18 protein-coding genes and 2 tRNA genes are annotated in these 20077 nt (G+C 58.9%); 2 read left to right on the forward strand and 18 right to left on the reverse strand.

Going from position 1 to position 20077, the window contains the following annotated elements:
• Nucleotides 1–9: 9 nt before the first annotated feature.
• On the forward strand, nt 10–888 hold the full coding sequence (locus FOT55_RS04015) for a U32 family peptidase (RefSeq protein ID WP_099817053.1): 879 nt from the start codon (nt 10–12) through the stop codon (nt 886–888).
• 35 nt (nt 889–923) lie between these two features.
• Here FOT55_RS04015 and FOT55_RS04020 read toward each other — a convergent pair whose 3' ends face one another.
• The 3 genes from FOT55_RS04020 to FOT55_RS04030 are packed head-to-tail and all read right to left on the reverse strand — an operon-like array spanning nt 924 to nt 4170.
• Nucleotides 924–2066: an ABC transporter permease gene (locus FOT55_RS04020; RefSeq protein WP_143779113.1), complete on the reverse strand. Its 1143-nt coding sequence runs from the start codon at nt 2064–2066 to the stop codon at nt 924–926.
• Nucleotides 2063–3217, reverse strand: coding sequence for an ABC transporter permease (locus tag FOT55_RS04025; RefSeq protein ID WP_147823151.1), 1155 nt, complete (start codon nt 3215–3217; stop codon nt 2063–2065). Before FOT55_RS04025 ends, FOT55_RS04020 begins: the two co-directional genes overlap by 4 nt.
• Nucleotides 3199–4170, reverse strand: coding sequence for an HlyD family secretion protein (locus tag FOT55_RS04030; RefSeq protein ID WP_025305060.1), 972 nt, complete (start codon nt 4168–4170; stop codon nt 3199–3201). Before FOT55_RS04030 ends, FOT55_RS04025 begins: the two co-directional genes overlap by 19 nt.
• A 231-nt stretch (nt 4171–4401) precedes the next feature.
• Between FOT55_RS04030 and FOT55_RS04035 the strand changes: the two genes are divergently transcribed.
• Nucleotides 4402–5415, forward strand: a complete 1014-nt coding sequence (locus FOT55_RS04035) for a luciferase-like monooxygenase (protein ID WP_060434461.1) — start codon at nt 4402–4404, stop codon at nt 5413–5415.
• A gap of 38 nt (nt 5416–5453) precedes the next feature.
• On the opposite strand, the gene yedF is transcribed toward FOT55_RS04035, so the two are convergent.
• From yedF to secG, 15 genes are all read right to left on the reverse strand, one after another.
• Entirely contained in the window at nt 5454–5693 is a 240-nt protein-coding gene (yedF, locus tag FOT55_RS04040) for a sulfurtransferase-like selenium metabolism protein YedF (protein ID WP_033641662.1), read from the reverse strand.
• Nucleotides 5690–6904 (reverse strand): selenium metabolism membrane protein YedE/FdhT, encoded by a 1215-nt coding sequence (gene yedE, locus FOT55_RS04045; protein WP_049208590.1) that lies wholly within the window; start codon nt 6902–6904, stop codon nt 5690–5692. Before yedE ends, yedF begins: the two co-directional genes overlap by 4 nt.
• Nucleotides 6905–7050: 146 nt before the next feature.
• On the reverse strand, nt 7051–8979 hold the full coding sequence (locus FOT55_RS04050) for a DEAD/DEAH family ATP-dependent RNA helicase (protein ID WP_049208592.1): 1929 nt from the start codon (nt 8977–8979) through the stop codon (nt 7051–7053).
• The gene (gene yrbN / locus FOT55_RS25710; protein ID WP_099032700.1) at nt 8969–9049 is read right to left on the reverse strand and encodes a protein YrbN; all 81 of its coding nucleotides are present in this window, start codon (nt 9047–9049) and stop codon (nt 8969–8971) included. Before yrbN ends, FOT55_RS04050 begins: the two co-directional genes overlap by 11 nt.
• Before the next feature lie 116 nt (nt 9050–9165).
• Nucleotides 9166–10050, reverse strand: coding sequence for a lipoprotein NlpI (nlpI, locus tag FOT55_RS04060; RefSeq protein WP_025305056.1), 885 nt, complete (start codon nt 10048–10050; stop codon nt 9166–9168).
• 128 nt (nt 10051–10178) lie between these two features.
• Nucleotides 10179–12296, reverse strand: a complete 2118-nt coding sequence (gene pnp / locus FOT55_RS04065; protein WP_025305055.1) for a polyribonucleotide nucleotidyltransferase — start codon at nt 12294–12296, stop codon at nt 10179–10181.
• Nucleotides 12297–12552: 256 nt separating this feature from the next.
• A complete protein-coding gene (gene rpsO / locus FOT55_RS04070; RefSeq protein ID WP_004933502.1) occupies nt 12553–12822 on the reverse strand; it encodes a 30S ribosomal protein S15 in 270 nt (89 codons plus the stop codon).
• A 124-nt stretch (nt 12823–12946) separates the two neighbouring features.
• Entirely contained in the window at nt 12947–13891 is a 945-nt protein-coding gene (truB, locus tag FOT55_RS04075; protein ID WP_039567792.1) for a tRNA pseudouridine(55) synthase TruB, read from the reverse strand.
• Nucleotides 13891–14301: a 30S ribosome-binding factor RbfA gene (gene rbfA / locus FOT55_RS04080; RefSeq protein WP_004933508.1), complete on the reverse strand. Its 411-nt coding sequence runs from the start codon at nt 14299–14301 to the stop codon at nt 13891–13893. The genes truB and rbfA overlap by 1 nt, the downstream gene beginning before the upstream one ends.
• A 70-nt stretch (nt 14302–14371) precedes the next feature.
• Nucleotides 14372–17059, reverse strand: coding sequence for a translation initiation factor IF-2 (infB, locus tag FOT55_RS04085; RefSeq protein ID WP_004933511.1), 2688 nt, complete (start codon nt 17057–17059; stop codon nt 14372–14374).
• 23 nt (nt 17060–17082) lie between these two features.
• Nucleotides 17083–18591: a transcription termination factor NusA gene (gene nusA / locus FOT55_RS04090; RefSeq protein WP_019453340.1), complete on the reverse strand. Its 1509-nt coding sequence runs from the start codon at nt 18589–18591 to the stop codon at nt 17083–17085.
• A 21-nt stretch (nt 18592–18612) separates the two neighbouring features.
• Complete coding sequence (rimP, locus tag FOT55_RS04095; protein ID WP_004933515.1) at nt 18613–19065, reverse strand: ribosome maturation factor RimP; 453 nt, start codon at nt 19063–19065, stop codon at nt 18613–18615.
• Between the two features lie 217 nt (nt 19066–19282).
• Nucleotides 19283–19359 (reverse strand) — tRNA-Met (locus FOT55_RS04100).
• A gap of 60 nt (nt 19360–19419) precedes the next feature.
• Nucleotides 19420–19506: transfer RNA gene (locus FOT55_RS04105), tRNA-Leu, on the reverse strand.
• A gap of 69 nt (nt 19507–19575) precedes the next feature.
• Nucleotides 19576–19911: a preprotein translocase subunit SecG gene (gene secG, locus FOT55_RS04110; protein WP_004933519.1), complete on the reverse strand. Its 336-nt coding sequence runs from the start codon at nt 19909–19911 to the stop codon at nt 19576–19578.
• Nucleotides 19912–20077 lie beyond the last annotated feature (166 nt).

Raw genomic sequence — 20077 nt, forward strand, 5'->3', positions numbered from 1 at the left:
GGAGGAAACATGAAATACGCACTGGGGCCGGTACTCTACTACTGGCCGAAAAACGACATCGCGGCGTTCTATCAGCAGGCGGCGGAGAGTAACGCCGACATCATTTATCTCGGCGAGAGCGTTTGCACCAAGCGGCGCGAGATGAAGGTCGGCGATTGGCTGGCGCTGGCGCGCGACATCGCCCGCAGCGGCAAGCAGGTGGTGATCTCCACGCTGGCGCTGCTGCAGGCGCCGTCCGAACTGAATGAGCTGAAACGCTATGTGGAGAACGGCGAGTTCCTGTTTGAAGCTAACGATCTGGGCGCAGTGAACATGGCGGCGGAACGCGGTCTGCCGTTCGTCGCCGGCCATGCGCTGAACTGCTACAACGCCTATACTCTGCGCCTGCTGCGCCGCCAGGGCATGATGCGCTGGTGCATGCCGGTCGAGCTGTCACGCGATTGGCTGGCCAATCTGCTGACGCAGTGCGACGAGCTGGGCTTCCGCCACGACTTCGAGGTGGAGGTGCTGAGCTACGGCCATCTGCCGCTGGCCTATTCGGCGCGCTGCTTCACCGCCCGCTCGGAAAACCGCGGCAAGGACGAGTGCGAAACCTGCTGCATCAAGTATCCGCAGGGTCGCATGATGCGCTCCCAGGAACAGCAGCAGGTGTTCGTACTCAACGGCATCCAGACCATGAGCGGTTACTGCTACAACCTCGGCAACGAGCTGCCAAGCATGCAGGGGCTGGTGGACATCGTGCGACTGTCGCCGCAGGGCGCCGAGACGCTGGCACAGATCGACGCCTTCCGCGCCAACGAGCGCGGCGAGCAGCCGCTGGCCTTGACCAACCACGTCGACTGCAACGGCTACTGGCGCCGCGTGGCGGGGTTGGAGTTGGTGGGGTGATCCTCGCTCCCCTCCTCACCGAGGGGAGTTTTCAATCAACTCGCCCGCCGTTTCCTGAACATCCCGCGCAGCGCCACGCTGTTGCGCAAGAAGGCCACGCCGAAGCCCAGCAGGGTGTAGACCACGCCGAGTATCAGCATCATCACCACGTCGCCCCACACTTCATTCAGCGACAGCCCCATCTGGTTGACGCCGGCGATCGCCTTGGTGCCCCAGGTGGAGGGAATGCTGTACGAGATGGCGCGCACCCAGGCCGGCATCGACTGCAGCGGCCAGATAGTGCCGGACAGGTAGAAGACCGGCGTCGTGATGAACGCCAGCGTCAGGTAGATCATCTCGACGCTGCGCAGGCACTCGGTCACCAGCTTGCCCAGCCCCAATACCGCCAGCAGGAACGGGAAGGTCAGCAGCAGCAGTTCGGCGATGTTCGCCGTCTGCCGATAGCCCAAGACCCACGGCCACAGCACGAACAGCACGATCGACAGGAACAGCCAGATCGGCAGCAGCGCCGTCAGCCCGCCGAGGTGCGCCGCCAGCGGCGCTTTGCCGCCGGGCATGCTCTTCATGGCGATATTGACGCGGATACAGGCGATCAGCAGCGAGTGCTGCAACAGCATCACCAACAGGCCGGGAAAGATGATCGCCGCGAAGCTGATGCCGGGGTTAAACACGTCCAGCGTTTGCCCCAGTATCGGCGTCAGCAGTATCTGCGCCTGCCGTTCGCTGAAACCGCTGCGCAGCAGCAGCCCGTTGTTGTACTCCGTCAGCAGCTGCTGATAGGCCGCCACCACGTCCTGTTGGATCTGGCCGTTGGCCAGACGGTTGGTGGCGTCGCCGTACACCGGCACCACGATGTTCTGCCCGCTGAGGATCTTCTTCTCCAGATCCACCGGCATGATGATCACCGCAAACAGCTTGCGCCAGCTGAGATCGCGCTGTGCCTGTTCCAGGCTGTCGTAGGTTTCAATCGCTATCTTGGAGGTGGCGTCCAGTTGGCGGATCAGCTGGCGGCTGGCGGTGCTGTGGTCCTGATCGACCACCCCCACCGGCAGATCCCACACCGTGCGGTTGGCGTACACCAGGCTCATGATGCACAGCGACAGGATCAGCATCAGCCACACCGGCCGCTCCAGCATGCCGAGCAACACCTTAACGAAGGTTTGCCAATAGAGCTTCATCCGGCGTTCCCCTCTTTTGCCAGCCGCGCCGGTAGGCGATTGCGCACCAGCAGCGCGGCCACCAGCGGATAGACCGCCAGCAGCGCGCACACGCTGAAGATGGCGCTGGCGTGCACCTGCCGCAGGAACACGTCGAACATCGCGTACAGCGCGTGGGTCAGCGGTTCGATGTTGGAAATGATGCGCGCCGGCAGCGGCATCGACAGCTCAGGCACCGCCATGCCGGAGAAGGTCATCGCGATACTGACCAAAATACCAATCAGGCTGTAGGCGGTGATGGTGCTGCCGGTAAAGGTGTACAGCAGCAGGCCGATGCTCTGCGCCGCCATCACGTAGAACAGGCCGATCATCAGCATAAACAGCGGATTGCCGCTGACGCGGGCGTCAAAGATACCCACCAGCGCCGCGATCTCCACCATCAGCAGGGTGGTGAAACACAGCGTGTACGGTGCCAGCTTGCCGAGCAGCGCCAGGCTGAACGGCTTGGCCTGCAGCAGCGACTTGCTGCGCGCCAGCACGTAGATCATGCAGGTCACCGCGAACAGCTGCAGCAGGTGGATGGTGGCGGCGAACTGCTGGTAATAGATATAGCTGCCGCTGGCGTTGAACAGGCTGCCGTAGGAGAGCGTCACGTCCGCCAACGGCGGCAGCGTTTTACCCATCTCGGTGGCGATGATGCTGCGGGTGCTGGCGTTGATTTCGTTCATCAGGCCGCCAAAGTCCTGGGTGGAGTACAGCCCGGCACCGTAGAACAACGCATTGTAGTACATCACTACGCTAGGCTGTTTGCCCGACAGCGCGTTGGCCTCAAAGTCCGGCGGGATATACAGCAACGCGTAATCCTGCGCGCTGCGCAGGCGGCTCAGCGACTCCGGCAGCCCGCCGCCATATGCCTCGACGTGGGCGTGCGAGCCGGCGTCCAGCCGCCGCGTCAGCGATTTGGACAGCGGGCTGTGATCGCTGTCCACCACCGAGACCGGCAGATCGAGCAGCGTGCCTTCGGAGAAGTTGCTGCTGATCAGCACAAACAGGATCAGCGGAAAGATCCAGCTCAGCCAGTGCACCACCGGGCTGCGAAAGGCGACGCGACACTCTTTGTCGAACGCGTGACTGAAGCAGCGCCAGCCGGCCCTTACTCTTTCCATTGCCATAAGGTGCTCATCCCCGGACGCAGGCCGTCCACCGGCTGTGACGGATACAGGCGCACTTCGAAGGTTTTCAGGTCGAAGTCGCCAGTGGCGCGGGTGGCGCGTTTGGTGGCGTAATCCCCCAGCGGCGCGATGTAGCGCACCTCGGTGTCGATCATTTTGTCCTTCAGCGCCGGCACCCGCAGCGTGACCTTGTCGCCTTTGCGCACGTGGGCCAGGATGTCTTCACGCAGGTTAAACACGAAGTAGGCGTCCGGCACCCGGATCAACGTCACCAGCGGGCTGCCGGCGTTCAGCAATTCGCCCACTTCGGCCGGGATCGGCCCCACTTCGCCGTCCACCGGCGCTTTCACCTGCAGATCGTCGCTCTGCGCCTGGATCTGCAGCAGATTCTCTTCCGCCGCCCGCAGCGCCGCCGCATATTGCTGCCGCTGCTCGACGCGGTCGCCGTTAATGCCTTCATCCAGATTGGCCTTGGCGGCCTGCACCTGTTGGAAGGCGGTGTCGCGCGACCGGCGCGAAGCGTCCAGCTCGGACTTCGAGATATAGCCCTTGCCGGCCACGCTCAGGTTCCGGTTGTAGTCGTTTTGCGCATTGCGGTACTGCGCCTCGGCCTGCGCCAGGTTGGCGCGCAGGTTGCGGATGCTCTCTTCACGGGTGCCGTGCAGCGACAGCTCAAGCTGCGCCTTGGCCTCGTCGCGCGTCGCCTGTGCGGAACGCAGCTGCGCCATCAGTTCGGGGCTATCGAGTTGAATGATCAGTTGGCCGCTTTTCACGTCGTCGCCGCGTTCGATCAGGCGTTCAACGACCCGGCCTTTCGCCTTGGATGCGACGATCACTTCGGGGGCATCCACTTCACCCTGCAGCAACAGATCCTGATTGTGCGCGCGGAACAGGATCGCCAATGCGATCGCCGCCAACATCAGCAACAGGGTAAACAGCGTCTTTTTTTTCATTATGTCAGCTCCCGGAACGGTAAGCGGCGGGCGGGGATCATCATTTCCATGTCTCAAATTGCTCCAAAAAACACCATTGCTCTCATGAGGATATCACAAGCACATATCTCCTCTTTTATAACTATAAATTGGATTATGCTTTTAACACTAAAAAGCATCTTTTTTCGGCTTTTTGGTATGCAGACTCCTGCAATCGCCCTTTAAGCGATCCACTCTCTGATGGACGATGTCATGACTGAACACACTGCGGTACCGCTGTCGGTACTGGATTTATCGCCAATCCCGCAAGGGGCCAAAGCGCGCGACGCTTTCCACTGTTCGCTGGACTTAGCGCAGCACGCCGAACGCTGGGGCTACCAGCGCTACTGGCTGGCCGAGCACCACAACATGACCGGCATCGGCAGCGCCGCCACCTCGGTGCTGCTGGGCTATCTGGCCGCCGGCACCCAGAGCATTCGCCTCGGCTCCGGCGGCGTGATGCTGCCGAACCATGCGCCGCTGGTGATCGCCGAGCAGTTCGGCACGCTGGAGTCGCTCTACCCGGGGCGCATCGACCTGGGGTTGGGCCGCGCGCCCGGCACCGACCAGCGCACCATGATGGCGCTGCGCCGCCACCTGTCCGGCGACGTGGATACCTTCCCGCGCGACGTGCAGGAACTGCAAAACTATTTCTGCGACGCGCAGCCCGGCCAGCCGGTGCAGGCGGTGCCGGGCCAGGGGCTGCATGTGCCGCTCTGGCTGCTCGGTTCCAGCCTCTATAGCGCGCAGCTGGCGGCGCAGCTCGGCCTGCCGTTCGCCTTCGCTTCGCACTTCGCCCCGGATATGCTGTTCCAGGCGCTGCAGCTGTACCGCGAGAACTTCAAACCGTCCAAACAGCTGGCGCAGCCGCACGCCATGGTGTGCGTCAACGTGATCGCCGCCGACAGCGACCGCGATGCGCGCTTCCTGTTCAGCTCGATGCAGCAGCAATTCATCAATCTGCGCCGCGGTTCGCCCGGTCCGCTGCCGCCGCCAGTGGATAACATCCACGCGCTGTGGACCGCCGGTGAACAATACGGCGTCGAACAGGCGCTGCGGATGTCGATCGTCGGCGATGAAAAAACGGTGCGCCACGGGCTGCAAACGCTGCTGCGTGAAACCGATGCCGACGAGATCATGGTCAACGGCCAGATTTTCGATCACCAGGCGCGGCTGCGTTCGTTCAAGATTGTTGCCGGCGTGAAGGGCGACATCGTGAAGGGATAAAAAGCGAAAAGGCGGTGGGGAACCCCACCGCCTCGGCGTTAACGCTGGATCAGGTAGCGGATGGTCGGCCCGTCCTGCTGGATATCCAGCACCTTGTAGCCGTGGTTGCGCGCATCAAGCGGGATGTTGTTGATCGACTGCGGGCAATCGCTGATCACCTCCAGGATCTCCCCCGGTTTCAACTGCGGCATCGCCTCCAGCGTCGCCACCGCCGGGTACGGGCAAGGCTCGCCCAGCATGTCCAGCCGGTAGTCCGGCACTATCGTCGTCGCTTTCATGGCATGCTCCTCAAATTCACCACCTGCGCCTCAGGCCGGGCGCGGAAAAAGCGTTTCTCCCACCACAGCATGGCGGCGAAGGCCAGCGCCAGCAGCAGGTAAGTCACCAGCAGGCCGCCGATCGGGCCGAAGGTGTCGAGCAGGTTGATCTTGTCGTAGTCGGTCGCCAGCGCCGGCGCCAGATCGTCCCAGTAATAGGCCAGCAGCGTAGCGCCGATGATGTTGCCCAGCCCCACCCACCAGTAGTGCACCTGCCCTTCCACCGCGCGGTACATCCAGCCGGTTTCGCAACCGCCAGCCAGCACGATGCCGAAGCCGAACAGCAAGCCGCCCAGCACCGCATTCGGGCCGGCCCACATGATCTTCGGCGCCACGCCGAGCTGCACGTAGCTGAAGATGCCGATGGCGCTCACCGCCATGCCGATGATGATGGCTTTCGCCATGTGAGTGCGGCCGGTGATCCACAGATCGCGGAACGCCGAGGTGAAGCAGATCTGCGCGCGTTCGATCAGCAAACCGAAGCCGATACCGAACAGCATGGCGATACCGAGCTTCGGCGCATCGAACAGCGTCCACAACGACCAGGCCACCGCTAGGCCGAAGACCGCCATGCCCAGCCGGAAGCGGCGGCGCGCCTGCTCAGGCTTCTGCGTCAACGGCGCGGCGGACTTCACCTTTTGCAATTTGACCGGGATGCGGAACATCGGCAACAGCGTGAATTTGGCGCCGAAGTAGGAGCCGGCGGCGGTCGCCAGCGCGAAGAACCAGGCATGCAGCGAGAACTGCGGGATGCCGGTGAAAAACGCTGCCAGGTTACAGCCCATCGCCAGGCGCGCGCCGAAACCGGCGATGATGCCGCCCAGCAGCGCCTGCACGATGCGAATGCGGTGCTGCGGCTGGCGCAGCTTGATGTTGTTGGCCCACAGCGCGGCGGCGATGCAGCCGGCGAACATGCCGATGATCATGCGCCCGTCGATGCGTTCCAGCGGCGTGCCCTGCAGGCCGATAACCTTGAAATAGCCCCACTGCTCGGGGTGCAGGCCGAACCACTGCAGCACATGGCCGCCCCAGCGGGTGAATTCCCCGGTCACCGCCCAGAAGGTGCCGGTCATGCCGAAGTAGTAGGTAGAAAGGATCCCGGCAGCGATCACCGCCGGCAGCGGCGCCCAAAAGCGCACCAGGTATTGAGATTTGAACTGCTGCCAACTCATGGCATCTCCCGTGCATATCATCCATAAGAAAAAACCTTATGAATGATACGCCATTCAGGGGCGTTTGACGGCAATTTTCAGGCATAAAAAAACCAGCCCGCAGGCTGGTTTTTCAGAGTGCTTCACCGCGAACGGTGAATCAGCGATTACGCGTCGCCGAAACGACGACGTGGTGCTGCCGGTGCGCTGTCATCACGGCGTGGCGCCGGCTTGCCGTCACGGTTGTAGTTACCGCCACGACGCTCGCCGCCGTTACCGCCTTCGCGACGTTCACCGAAGGAACGACGTGGGCCGCCTTCGCGACGTTCGCCGTTGAACGGACGGCCGTTACCGTTGCCACGACGCTCGCCACCGTTGCCACCGTCACGACGCTCGCGACGTTCGAACGGCTGTGCATCACCCAACAGCTGCATGTTCATCGGCTTGTTCAGGATGCGAGTGCGAGTGAAGTGATTCAGGATCTCGCCCGGCATGCCTTTTGGCAGCTCGATGGTGGAGTGGGAAGCGAACAGCTTGATGTTACCGATGTAACGGCTGCTGATGTCGCCTTCGTTAGCGATAGCACCAACGATATGACGGACTTCAACGCCATCGTCACGGCCCACTTCGATGCGGTACAGCTGCATTTCGCCAACGTCACGACGTTCACGACGCGGACGGTCGCCGTCACGGCTATCGCGACGGTCGCCACGATCACCGCGGCGATCGTCACGGTCGTTGAACTCACGGCGCTGGCGCGGTTTGAAGACCGGATCCGGCGGCAGGATCAGCGGACGTTCGCCCTGAGCCATTTTCAGCAGCGCTGCGGCCAGGGTTTCCATATCCAGCTCTTCTTCCGGCTGCAGTTTGGTCAGCAGTGCGCGGTACAGATCCAGATCGCTGCTTTCCAGCTGCTGCTGAACTTTCGCGGCGAACTTGGCCAGACGACGCTCGCCCAGCAGTTCTGCGTTTGGCAGCTCCACTTCAGGGATGGTCAGCTTCATGGTGCGTTCGATGTTGCGCAGCAGGCGGCGTTCGCGGTTTTCCACGAACAGCAGCGCACGGCCGGCGCGACCCGCACGGCCGGTACGGCCGATACGGTGAACGTAGGACTCGGAGTCCATCGGGATGTCATAGTTGACAACCAGGCTGATGCGCTCAACGTCCAGGCCGCGGGCCGCAACGTCGGTCGCGATCAGGATATCCAGACGACCGTCTTTCAGGCGCTCCAGGGTCTGCTCACGCAGCGCCTGGTTCATGTCGCCGTTCAGCGCGGCGCTGCTGTAACCGCTGCGCTCCAGCGCTTCGGCCACTTCCAGGGTCGCGTTCTTGGTACGAACGAAGATGATCGCCGCGTCAAAGTCTTCGGCTTCCAGGAAACGTACCAGCGCTTCGTTTTTACGCATGCCGTAGACCGACCAGTAGCTCTGGCTGATGTCCGGACGGGTAGTCACGCTGGACTGGATGCGCACTTCCTGCGGCTCTTTCATGAAGCGGCGGGTAATGCGACGGATCGCTTCCGGCATGGTGGCGGAGAACAGCGCGGTCTGATGTTCAGCCGGGATCTCAGCCATGATGGTTTCTACGTCTTCGATAAAGCCCATGCGCAGCATTTCGTCGGCTTCATCCAGCACCAGACCGCTCAGGTTAGAGAGGTTCAGGGTGCCGCGCTTCAGGTGGTCCAGTAGACGACCTGGGGTACCCACAACGATTTGCGGGCCCTGGCGCAGAGCGCGCAGCTGTACGTCGTAACGCTGGCCGCCGTACAGGGCTACCACGTTGACGCCGTTCATGTGTTTGGAGAAATCGGTCATCGCTTCGGCAACCTGAACCGCCAGTTCGCGGGTCGGTGCCAGCACCAGGATCTGAGGTGCTTTCAGGTCTGCCTGCAGGTTGTGCAGCAGCGGCAGCGAGAACGCTGCAGTTTTACCACTACCGGTCTGTGCCATGCCCAGCACGTCGCGGCCGTTCAACAGGTGAGGAATACACTCAGCCTGGATCGGAGATGGTTTTTCATAGCCCAGATCGTTCAGGGCGGAAATGATTGGAGCAGACAGCCCCAGATCAGCAAAAGAGGTTTCAAACTCAGTCGTCATGTACACGTGCCTCATTAATAATGGCAGCCAGTCTACATAACTCGTCGAGAAAATTTTCAGTCATTTTCATTGAAAAGTGTGAACCGGCTCAAATTAGATTATAAAACGAACAAAAAAGCCCTCGCCCGTTAAGGCGATAACTTTGGTTAAAAACCAATGTTCATCAGGCTGATAGGTGTTCGTCAGCTATTGCTGGTCCGATTCCGATAGGTCGTCTTGCTCTTGGCCCAAAAGCGCCAATTCCAACAATGCATAGCGGTGCTCAACGAAGTTGTGAACGTTGTTAGACACCGTCAGTTTGAACAGCGCCGAAGCGGTGTCCTTGTCCCCCAGACTCAGGTAGTGTTTACCCAAATAGAAGTCAGTTTCACTGAGATGCTCAGCGAGCGAAGTGTTATCCGTTGCATCTGCCTTGAGGCGTTCCATCAGCGTTTTTTCGCTGATCTTGCCCAGGTAGAATTCGACAATATTCCATCCCCATTGCCCTCTGTCCGATTTGTCATAGCGCTGCTGAAGCGCTACTTCGGCCTTCTTGGGATCGATTTCTCGCTCCACCAGATACAGCCATAACGAACGGAAGGGATCGTTTGGGTCGTCTTGATAAAACGCCTGCAGATCATCCTGCGCCAACGGGAAGCGGCCGCCATAATACAGTGCGATGCCCCGGTTTAAACGCGCGTAATTGTAAGTTGGATCAAGCTCTAGTACAGAATCAAACGCTTCATAGGCAGCATCAAAATTGCCTGCCTGCGTTAAGTAAATGCCCAGGTAGTTGAAAACTTCCGGCATGTCGGGACGTATCGCCAGCGCCTGCGAGAAATCATTGCGCGCTAATGCACGTAACCCGAGGCTATCATACAGCACACCGCGCTCATATAAAAGCTGTGCGCGTTCGTCATCCGTCAGTGCCCGGCTGGCAAGAATTTGTTCCATGCGCGCCAGGATCACTTCCTGCTGCAACGTAGGCTGCAACGGGATTGCCAAAACTTCGTCTTTACGCCAATCATGGTTGCTGCATCCTGCCAGCATGAGTGCTGTCGCAACGTAACACCAGCGCAAGAAAGGCTTCATTTCCCACTCCCGAAGACAAACATTGGATGAACGTCCTGTCCTCCGTTTGCTAAAACGCGGGTATCCTACCCGCGCGATACGAACAGCTCCCAACCCCATGGCGGGGAGCTGTAAAACTATCTATACAGTTATTCTGCTTCAGGCGCAGGTGAACCTGCTTCCGGCGCCATCGCTTCTTTGATGCTCAGACGCACGCGGCCCTGACGGTCAACTTCCAGTACCTTAACCGGCACTTCCTGACCCATCTGCAGATAGTCGGTCACTTTCTCAACGCGCTTGTCGGCGATCTGAGAAATGTGCACCAGACCTTCTTTACCACCGCCGATAGCGACGAATGCGCCGAAATCAACGATACGGGTCACTTTACCCTGGTAGATACGGCCCACTTCGATCTCTGCCGTGATCTCTTCGATACGACGGATAGCGAATTTCGCCTTCTCACCGTCGGTCGCAGCGATTTTAACTGTACCATCATCTTCAATTTCGATGGTAGTGCCAGTCTCTTCGGTCAGTGCGCGGATAACGGAACCGCCCTTACCGATCACGTCTTTGATTTTATCCGGGTTGATGCGGATAGTATGAATACGCGGTGCGAATTCGGAGATATCGCCGCGTGGGGAGCTGATAGCCTGTTCCATCACGCCCAGGATGTGCAGACGCGCGCCCTTGGCCTGGTTCAGAGCCACCTGCATGATCTCGCGGGTGATGCCTTCGATTTTGATGTCCATCTGCAGCGCAGTGATACCGTCGCGGCTACCGGCCACTTTGAAGTCCATGTCGCCCAGGTGATCTTCGTCACCCAGAATGTCGGACAGAACCACAAAGTTATCGGCTTCTTTCACCAGGCCCATCGCGATACCCGCAACGGCAGCCTTGATTGGCACACCGGCGTCCATCAGCGCCAGAGATGCGCCGCACACGGAAGCCATGGAAGAAGAACCGTTGGATTCGGTGATTTCAGACACGACGCGAACCGTGTACGGGAAATCTTCCGGTTTAGGCATCATAGCCAATACGCCGCGTTTCGCCAGGCGACCGTGACCGATTTCACGACGCTTAGGAGAACCGACCATGCCGGTTTCGCCTACGGAGTACGGAGGGAAGTTGTAGTGGAACAGGAAGCTGTCGGTCTTCTCGCCCATCAGCTCGTCCAGGTTCTGTGCGTCGCGCGCGGTACCCAGGGTCGCGGTAACCAGCGCCTGAGTTTCGCCACGGGTGAACAGCGCGGAACCGTGGGTGCGCGGCAGTACGCCGGTGCGCACGTCCAGGCCACGGATCATGTCTTTTTCACGGCCGTCGATACGCGGCTCGCCACGCAGTACGCGGCTACGCACCACGTTCTTCTCGACGTTGCCCAGGATGTCCTGGATTTCGCCGGCGTCCAGCGTTTCGTCCTGCGCCAGCAGGGTTTCAACCACGCTGTCTTTGATCGCGTCAACCTGAGCGTAACGCTCTTGTTTTTCGGTGATGTGGTAAGCGTCGCCCAGGCGAGCTTCGGCCAGTTCAGCCACGCGCGCGTGCAGCGCTTCGTTGACCGCAGGGGCCTGCCAATCCCACTTCGGCTTGCCGGCTTCGGCAACCAGGGAGTTGATGTTTTCGATAACCACTTGCTGCTGGTCGTGGCCGAACACCACGGCGCCCAGCATCTGATCTTCGCTCAGCACTTCCGCTTCGGATTCAACCATCAGCACCGCGCCTGCAGTACCGGCAACCACCAGATCCAGACGGCTTTCTTTCAGCTCGTCAGTTGTCGGGTTCAGCACATACTGATCGTTGATGTAACCTACGCGCGCTGCGCCGATTGGGCCGTTGAACGGAATACCGGACAGGCTCAGGGCGGCAGAGGCGCCGATCATCGCGACGATGTCCGGGTTCACCTGCGGGTTAACGGAAACCACGGTCGCGATCACCTGAACTTCGTTCAGGAAGCTGTCCGGGAACAGTGGACGGATCGGACGGTCGATCAGACGGGAAGTCAGGGTCTCGCCTTCGCTCGGACGGCCTTCGCGACGGAAGAAGCTGCCCGGGATGCGGCCGGCGGCGTAAGTACGCTCTTGGTAGTTAACGGTCAGCGGGAAGAAGCTCTGGCCCGGCTTGGCTTTTTTCTGGCCAACGACGGTAACGAATACGGCGGTGTCATCCATGCTCACCATAACGGCGGCGGTGGCCTGACGAGCCATCATACCGGTTTCGATGGTGACGGTATGCTGGCCATACTGGAATTTGCGAATGATCGGTGTCAGCAAAATTATATCCTTGATTAGCGGCGCGCAATCGCATTGACGACTCGACACGCCTGTGACTCGATTTGCCTTCTCACTACATCCTCGCGACTAATGACAATCCTTATCTCAGGCAGGAGATAAAGCCTCTCATTAGCCGCGCGAACCTCTGTAACGGAAGAACCTGTTTGGAAACATCAGTAATACATTAACCTGATTTGCTTATGCTTCCTAGAAGAAAGGGGCCAAAATAGGCCCCTTTCCACTGAAACTTGCTAGATTAGCGACGCAGACCCAGACGCTCGATCAGGCTGGTGTAACGTGCTACATCTTTACGCTTCAGGTAGTCCAGCAGCTTACGACGCTGAGAAACCATACGCAGCAGACCACGACGGCTGTGGTGATCTTTTTTGTGCTCGGAGAAGTGGCCTTGCAGATGGTTGATCTGCGCAGTCAGCAGGGCAACCTGAACTTCGGTAGAACCGCTGTCGTTAGTACCACGACCGAAATCAGCTACGATTTGAGCTTTAGCTTCAACACTTAGAGACATTGTAATACTCCAGATTATAGATAATAAAAACAGGCGCCGATCTCTAATTCAGCAACCCAATGCATAAGCTGCGCCATTCTACTCTTAGCGCAGTGCGATCGCAAGGCGACGCAGTGCCCCGCCGTCAGTCGAAATGCTCGACCACCAGGCGGCGCGGCGCCACGCGACCATCTTCGGCGATGTCGCCAACGCCGATGAATTTTCGCTCTTCACCCTCGGTGATACGCACCAGGCCGGAAGCCGGCGCGCCGGCCACTTGCACCGGTTGCCCCTGCTTGACGTAACCCGCGACCACCGGCAGCAAATTCACTTCCGGATAGTTCTCAACCGGGCTGTCCATCGGCATCAGCAGCGGATCGAGCAGCTCGCCGGGCGCGATCGCTTGTTCCTGCGCCTGAGCCAGCAAGGCGTTCAGCTGTTCCAGCGTCACCATGCGCGCAATCGGATAAGTCGCCACCTGCAGGCGGCGCAGATAGATCACGTGCGCGCCGCAGCCCAGCAGCTCGCCGAGATCGTCGGTGATGGTGCGGATGTAGGTGCCTTTCGAGCAGTGGATCTCCAGCTCCAGCTCATCCCCTTCCCAGCGGATAAACTGCAGCTCGTACACCGTGATGCTGCGCGCTTCGCGCGGCACTTCAATCCCCTGGCGCGCATACTCGTAGAGTTTCTTGCCCTGGTATTTCAACGCCGAATACATCGACGGCACCTGCTGGATGTCGCCGCGGAAGGTGTCCAGCGCCGCGTCGAGCTGCGCCTGGGTGAAATTCACCGGGCGCTCCTGCACGATCTGGCCGTCGGCGTCGGAGGTATCGGTACGCTGCCCCAGCTTGGCGATCACCCGATAGCGCTTGTCGGAATCGAGCAGGTATTGCGAAAACTTGGTCGCTTCGCCCAGGCAAATAGGCAGCATGCCGGTCGCCAACGGATCGAGCGCGCCGGTATGGCCCGCTCGGTTGGCGTTGTACAGACGTTTTACTTTTTGCAGCGCATCGTTGGACGACAACCCCTGCGGCTTGTCCAGCAACAGCACGCCGTGGATGTCACGGCCGCGGCGACGAGGGCGACTCATTAATCCTCCTTGTCATCGCCTGAGGCGGAACGGCGCTCGGCGTCGTTCTTCACCACGTTGGTCACCAGGTTGGACATGCGCATGCCTTCCACCAGGGAGTTGTCGTAAGCGAATGTCAGCTCCGGCACCACGCGCAGGCGCATCGCTTTGCCCAGCAGGGTACGGATATAGCCGGAAGCGTCCTGCAACGCTTTGATGCCGTTGGTGACCAGATCCGGATCGTGGTTCTCGGTCAATACGTTCAGGAAGGTGACGTAAACCTTGGCATACGCCAGGTCGCGGGACACTTCCACGCCGGAAACGGTCGCCATGCCGACGCGCGGATCTTTAACTTCACGCTGCAGAATGATCGCAATCTCTTTCTGCATCTCTTGCGCCACGCGTTGACCGCGGCTGAATTCTTTTGCCATTTTGGATTCTCCAGACAAATCGGGGGGCACAAAGGCCCCCCGTAAACAGATATAAGCAGATGTGCAATCGTTAAGCGATGGTGCGTTGGATCTCAATGATTTCGAACACTTCGATCATGTCGCCGACGCGCACGTCGTTATAGTTCTTAACGCCGATACCACATTCCATGCCGTTACGGACTTCGTTAACGTCATCTTTGAAGCGGCGCAGGGATTCCAGCTCGCCTTCATAGATAACCACGTTGTCGCGCAGTACGCGGATTGGGTTGTGACGCTTGATGGTCCCTTCGGTAACCATACAGCCGGCGATAGCGCCGAACTTAGGCGATTTGAACACGTCGCGCACTTCGGCCAGGCCGATGATCTGCTGCTTGTATTCCGGCGCCAGCATACCGCTCATCGCCTGCTTCACTTCGTCGATCAGGTTATAGATCACGGAGTAGTAACGCAGATCCAGGCTTTCCGCTTCGATCACGCGGCGCGCAGAAGCGTCGGCACGCACGTTGAAGCCCAGGATGATGGCGTTGGAAGCCGCAGCCAGCGTCGCGTCGGTTTCGGTGATCCCACCTACGCCGGAGCCGACAATCTTCACCTTCACTTCGTCGGTAGAGAGTTTCAGCAGCGAGTCGCTGATCGCTTCGCAAGAACCCTGCACATCGGACTTCAGTACGATGTTCAGCTCGGACACTTCGCCGTCGGTCATGTTGGCGAACATGTTTTCCAGCTTGGACTTCTGCTGACGCGCCAGTTTGACTTCGCGGAACTTGCCCTGACGATACAGCGCCACTTCACGCGCTTTCTTCTCGTCGCGCACCACGGTCGCTTCGTCACCCGCTGCAGGCACGCTGGACAGACCCAGGATTTCCACAGGGATAGACGGACCGGCAGAGGTCACTTCACGGCCCAGCTCGTCACGCATCGCACGCACACGGCCGTATTCGAAGCCGCACAGGACGATGTCGCCCTTGTTCAGCGTACCTTCCTGAACCAGTACGGTAGCCACTGGGCCACGGCCTTTATCCAGGAAGGACTCGATCACTACGCCGCTCGCCATGCCGCTGCGTACCGCTTTCAGTTCCAGAACTTCGGCCTGCAGCAGGATAGCCTGCAGCAGCTCGTCGATACCGGTACCGGCTTTCGCGGACACGTGAACGAACTGCGCTTCGCCGCCCCACTCTTCCGGCATAACGCCGTACTGAGACAGTTCCTGCTTAACGCGGTCCGGATCGGCTTCCGGCTTGTCGATTTTGTTCACCGCAACCACCAACGGCACCTGCGCCGCTTTCGCGTGCTGGATAGCTTCGATGGTCTGTGGCATCACGCCGTCGTCGGCCGCCACCACCAGAACCACGATGTCAGTCGCCTGAGCACCACGAGCACGCATCGAGGTAAACGCGGCGTGGCCCGGGGTATCCAGGAAGGTGATCATGCCGTTCTCGGTTTCTACGTGGTAGGCACCGATGTGCTGGGTAATGCCGCCGGCTTCGCCCGCCGCCACTTTGGTGGAGCGGATGTAGTCCAGCAGAGAGGTTTTACCGTGGTCAACGTGGCCCATGATGGTCACGACCGGCGCGCGCGGCTCAGCCGCAGCGCCCGTATCACGGTCGCTCATCAGCGCTTCTTCCAGCTCGTTTTCACGACGCAGAATAACTTTGTGGCCCATCTCTTCGGCAACCAGCTGTGCGGTTTCCTGGTCGATAACCTGGTTGATGGTGGCCATAGCGCCCAGCTTCATCATCACTTTGATGACCTGAGAACCTTTTACCGCCATCTTGTTGGCCAGCTCGGCCACGGTGATGGTTTCACCGATCACCACGTCACGGTTAACCACCTGCGCCGGCTTGTTGAAGCCCTGCTGCAGAGCGCTAGGCTTGCGTTTGCCTTTACCGCCACGGGTAACGGCACGCGCTTCTTCGCGATCCGCTTTGGATTCGGACAGCTTGTTGCCTTTCTTCTGCTTGGTCGCTTTGCCGCCGCGGGTGCGGCTACGACGATCGCCTTCAACTTTGGCGTCGTTTTCGTCTTCTGCGGCACGCGCATGCTGAGAGGTGGTCACGTGATAGTCGGCACTTTCAACCGCAGCGCTTGCCGCGTCGGCCTGGGCCCACTTCTCGCCGTTCTCTTCGGCCATGCGACGGGCTTCTTCCGCCACGCGCTTGGCTTCCTCTTCAACCTTGCGGCGCACTTCCTCTTCCGCTTTACGTTTCAGTTCAGCGGCTTCGGCTTCACGGCGTGCTTTTTCCGCCTGAGCTGGCTTGGTCATTTCGTCGGTATGTTGATTGGTCACTTTTTCTTTTTCCGCTGAATTACGCTTAGCAATCTCCGCGGCCTCACGTTTGGCTTGCTCTTCGGCTGCGCGCTTCGCTTCCGCTTCGCGTTTTGCGAGCTCTTCCGCTTCGCGCCGTGCCTGCTCTTCCGCTTCACGCTGTGCCTGCTCTGCCGCTTCAGCCAACTGGGCTTCCTGCGTATCGCGATTTACATAAGTGCGTTTCTTGCGGACCTCAATTTGCACCGATTTACTTTTACCGCCGGTGCTCGGGATATTCAAGGTGCTGCGCGTTTTGCGCTGCAAAGTGAGTTTACCTGGCGCGCTGCCGTGTTCACGGTTCAGGTGCGCCAGCAATGTTTCTTTTTCTTGCTGGGTAACAGAGTCCGACTCGGACTTGTTGATCCCTGCATCAGCAAACTGCTGTACCAGGCGATCAACCGGAGTCTGAATCTCTGCTGCCAGCGATTTTACGGTTACATCTGTCGTCATGCTGTTCCTTCCTGCTACAGTTATTACGCGTTGTCGCCAAACCAACAGATATTGCGTGCAGCCATGATCAGCTCACCGGCTTGCTCATCGCTAAGCCCTTCAATATCAGCCAGATCGTCAACACCCTGCTCGGCAAGATCTTCCAGCGTACAAACCCCACGCGCGGCCAGTTTAAAGGCCATGCTGCGCTCAAGACCCGGCAGGTTGAGCAAATCGTCGGCCGGTTTGTTGTCGCCCAGGCTTTCTTCTTGTGCCAGGGCCAGCGTGGTCAATGCAGCTTTGGCGCGTTCGCGCAATGCTTCAACCGTATCTTCATCCAGACCGTCGATTTCCAACAGCTCTTTGATCGGCACGTAGGCCAGCTCTTCCAGCGTGGAGAAGCCTTCTTCAACCAGTACGGTGGCGAAATCTTCGTCGATATCAAGATACTTGGTGAAGGTATCAATAGCGGCATGAGCCTCGGCCTGGTGCTTGGCCTGCAGATCGTCCGCCGTCATCACGTTCAGTTCCCAACGATCGTCGCCGCGGTGTTGTTTCAGCAGCTGGGAAGCCAAACGCACGTTTTGGCCGTTACGGCCGATCGCCTGTGCCAGGTTGCTGGCTTCAACGGCGATATCCATGGTGCAGTTATCTTCGTCTACCACGATCGACGCGACGTCGGCCGGCGCCATGGCGTTGATGACGAATTGCGCGGGGTTATCATCCCACAGGATGATGTCGATGCGTTCGCCGCCGAGCTCGCTCGACACGGCCTGAACGCGCGCACCGCGCATACCTACGCAGGCGCCGACCGGGTCGATGCGCTTGTCGTTGGTTTTCACTGCAATTTTCGCGCGAGAGCCTGGATCGCGGGCTGCCGCTTTAATTTCGATCACTTCTTCGCCGATTTCCGGCACTTCGATGCGGAACAGTTCTTTCAGCATTTCCGAGCTGGAACGGCTGACGAACAGCTGCGCGCCGCGAGCTTCGGGACGTACGGCATACAATACGCCGCGAATGCGGTCGCCCGGACGGAAGTTTTCGCGCGGCAGCATGTCTTCACGGCCAATGACCGCTTCGGCGTTGTTGCCCAGATCCAGCGCGATGCTGTCACGGTTCACTTTCTTCACCACGCCGGTGACGATCTCACCTTCGTGTTCACGGAAAGCGTCGACCACCATCGCACGCTCGGCTTCACGTACTTTCTGCACGATAACCTGCTTGGCGGTTTGGGTGGTGATGCGGTCGAAGGTCACGGATTCGATCTGATCTTCGACGTAGCCGCCGAGCTCGATGCTCGGATCTTCAAACTGAGCGGCTTCCAGCGTGATTTCACGCGTCGGCTGAGTCACTTCGTCTACGGCGACCCAACGGCGGAAGGTGTCGAAATCGCCGGTTCTACGGTCAATGCTGACGCGCACGTCGATTTCCTGCTCGTATTTTTTCTTGGTTGCGGTGGCTAATGCAGTTTCCAGCGCTTCGAAAATCTTCTCGCGCGGAAGGGATTTTTCATTGGAAACTGCTTCAACAACAGCCAGAATCTCTTTGTTCATCCTAGTTGCCTCTTCCAAACTTTAAAAGTGGGGTACCAGGTTCGCTTTCTGGATGTTGCTCAGCGCGAACACTTCATCTTTCCCTTCCACAGTAACCGTGATCATCTCGCCTTCGACAGACTTGATAATACCCTGCCACTTGCGACGGTTCTGTACCGCCATGCGCAGGACCAGGCTGACTTCTTCACCGAGGTAACGCGTATAGTGTTCTGCGGTGAACATCGGGCGATCAAGGCCAGGAGAGGAGACTTCCAAGTTGTAAGCGACCGTGATTGGATCTTCGACGTCCAATACAGCGCTGACCTGGTGGCTGACATCAGCGCAATCATCAACATTGATGCCGTTATCACTATCAATATAGATGCGGAGCGTCGATTGGCGCGCACGAATGAATTCGATGCCTACAAGCTCAAAGCCCAACGCTTCTACGGGTGCCGAAAGCATCTCTGTTAACTGTTGCTCTAATGTGGACAAGCCCACCCCCAAGACATAAAAAAAGGGCTAAATAGCCCAGTGATTCTGTTGCCAAATAACAAAAAACCCCGAAAAATCGGGGCTTTATGCAACTGGACCCTGTTTGCCGCTAGGCGGCCTCGGTACAACTTTCGAGCAAGTGTCATTTTCAAATGTTGATCGAGAAAAGCGGATTTCAATCGAAAAGTGTATTTGAAAATAAACACTTAAAGGAAAGTGGTTGCGGGGGCCGGATTTGAACCGACGACCTTCGGGTTATGAGCCCGACGAGCTACCAGGCTGCTCCACCCCGCGTCCGAAAACGTGGCAAATACTACGCCGATAATCGCAAAATTGCAAGTTATCTCTGGGATTTGGTACCGAGGATGGGACTCGAACCCACAAGCCCGTTAGGGCACTACCACCTCAAGGTAGCGTGTCTACCAATTCCACCACCTCGGTACTGATTCTTACTGCTAACGGCCGTTGTTCCTTCGAGTTCACAACCACCGTTTACAAACTTTTTGCGGCTTACTGCGGGATGTCGCTGCTCGGCTTAGCTGGTGCTGCCGGCGCGGTCGTCTGCTCAGTTTTCACTGGCTGACCCAGGTTTTCCCACTCACTGCCTTTCTTGCTTTGGTTGCTGCTGAGGTTGCCCAGAATCAGGCTGATGACGAAGAACAGCGTCGCCAGCACAGCAGTCATGCGGGTCATAAAGTTACCGGAACCACTCGAACCGAACAATGTGCCTGATGCACCTGCTCCGAAAGAGGCTCCCATATCAGCGCCTTTACCTTGCTGTAGCATAATCAGAGCAACCAGCCCGATTGAGATCAGCAGGAAAATTACTAGAAGAGCTTCGTACATAGTAGTACCCGTATCCTTGCGGCCTCACCGCATGCCAAATGCTTCACACTCATCAAGCAGGCGTTTTTACAAACTGCCTACTGAAGCGGGTGTGAATACTAACCAAAGCCGCCAACCCGCGCAAGGGCAATTTGCTGCCGCCGGCGCGTTTGCGGAAAAAAACGCC

The sequence above is a fragment of the Serratia bockelmannii genome (genome assembly GCF_008011855.1).
In the GTDB taxonomy this organism is placed as follows: Bacteria; Pseudomonadota; Gammaproteobacteria; order Enterobacterales; family Enterobacteriaceae; genus Serratia; species Serratia bockelmannii.

Excerpts from the sequence above, each read along its gene's own strand:
- truB (WP_039567792.1), bottom strand. The coding sequence starts at position 13,891 with ATGAGTCGCCCTCGTCGCCGCGGCCGTGACATCCACGGCGTGCTGTTG.
- rbfA (WP_004933508.1), bottom strand. The coding sequence starts at position 14,301 with ATGGCAAAAGAATTCAGCCGCGGTCAACGCGTGGCGCAAGAGATGCAG.
- FOT55_RS04020 (WP_143779113.1), bottom strand. The coding sequence starts at position 2,066 with ATGAAGCTCTATTGGCAAACCTTCGTTAAGGTGTTGCTCGGCATGCTG.
- infB (WP_004933511.1), bottom strand. The coding sequence starts at position 17,059 with ATGACGACAGATGTAACCGTAAAATCGCTGGCAGCAGAGATTCAGACT.
- FOT55_RS04025 (WP_147823151.1), bottom strand. The coding sequence starts at position 3,217 with ATGGCAATGGAAAGAGTAAGGGCCGGCTGGCGCTGCTTCAGTCACGCG.
- rpsO (WP_004933502.1), bottom strand. The coding sequence starts at position 12,822 with ATGTCTCTAAGTGTTGAAGCTAAAGCTCAAATCGTAGCTGATTTCGGT.
- FOT55_RS04030 (WP_025305060.1), bottom strand. The coding sequence starts at position 4,170 with ATGAAAAAAAAGACGCTGTTTACCCTGTTGCTGATGTTGGCGGCGATC.
- nlpI (WP_025305056.1), bottom strand. The coding sequence starts at position 10,050 with ATGAAGCCTTTCTTGCGCTGGTGTTACGTTGCGACAGCACTCATGCTG.
- yedF (WP_033641662.1), bottom strand. The coding sequence starts at position 5,693 with ATGAAAGCGACGACGATAGTGCCGGACTACCGGCTGGACATGCTGGGC.
- FOT55_RS04015 (WP_099817053.1), top strand. The coding sequence starts at position 10 with ATGAAATACGCACTGGGGCCGGTACTCTACTACTGGCCGAAAAACGAC.
- yedE (WP_049208590.1), bottom strand. The coding sequence starts at position 6,904 with ATGAGTTGGCAGCAGTTCAAATCTCAATACCTGGTGCGCTTTTGGGCG.
- FOT55_RS04035 (WP_060434461.1), top strand. The coding sequence starts at position 4,402 with ATGACTGAACACACTGCGGTACCGCTGTCGGTACTGGATTTATCGCCA.
- secG (WP_004933519.1), bottom strand. The coding sequence starts at position 19,911 with ATGTACGAAGCTCTTCTAGTAATTTTCCTGCTGATCTCAATCGGGCTG.
- FOT55_RS04050 (WP_049208592.1), bottom strand. The coding sequence starts at position 8,979 with ATGACGACTGAGTTTGAAACCTCTTTTGCTGATCTGGGGCTGTCTGCT.
- yrbN (WP_099032700.1), bottom strand. The coding sequence starts at position 9,049 with ATGAAAATGACTGAAAATTTTCTCGACGAGTTATGTAGACTGGCTGCC.
- nusA (WP_019453340.1), bottom strand. The coding sequence starts at position 18,591 with ATGAACAAAGAGATTCTGGCTGTTGTTGAAGCAGTTTCCAATGAAAAA.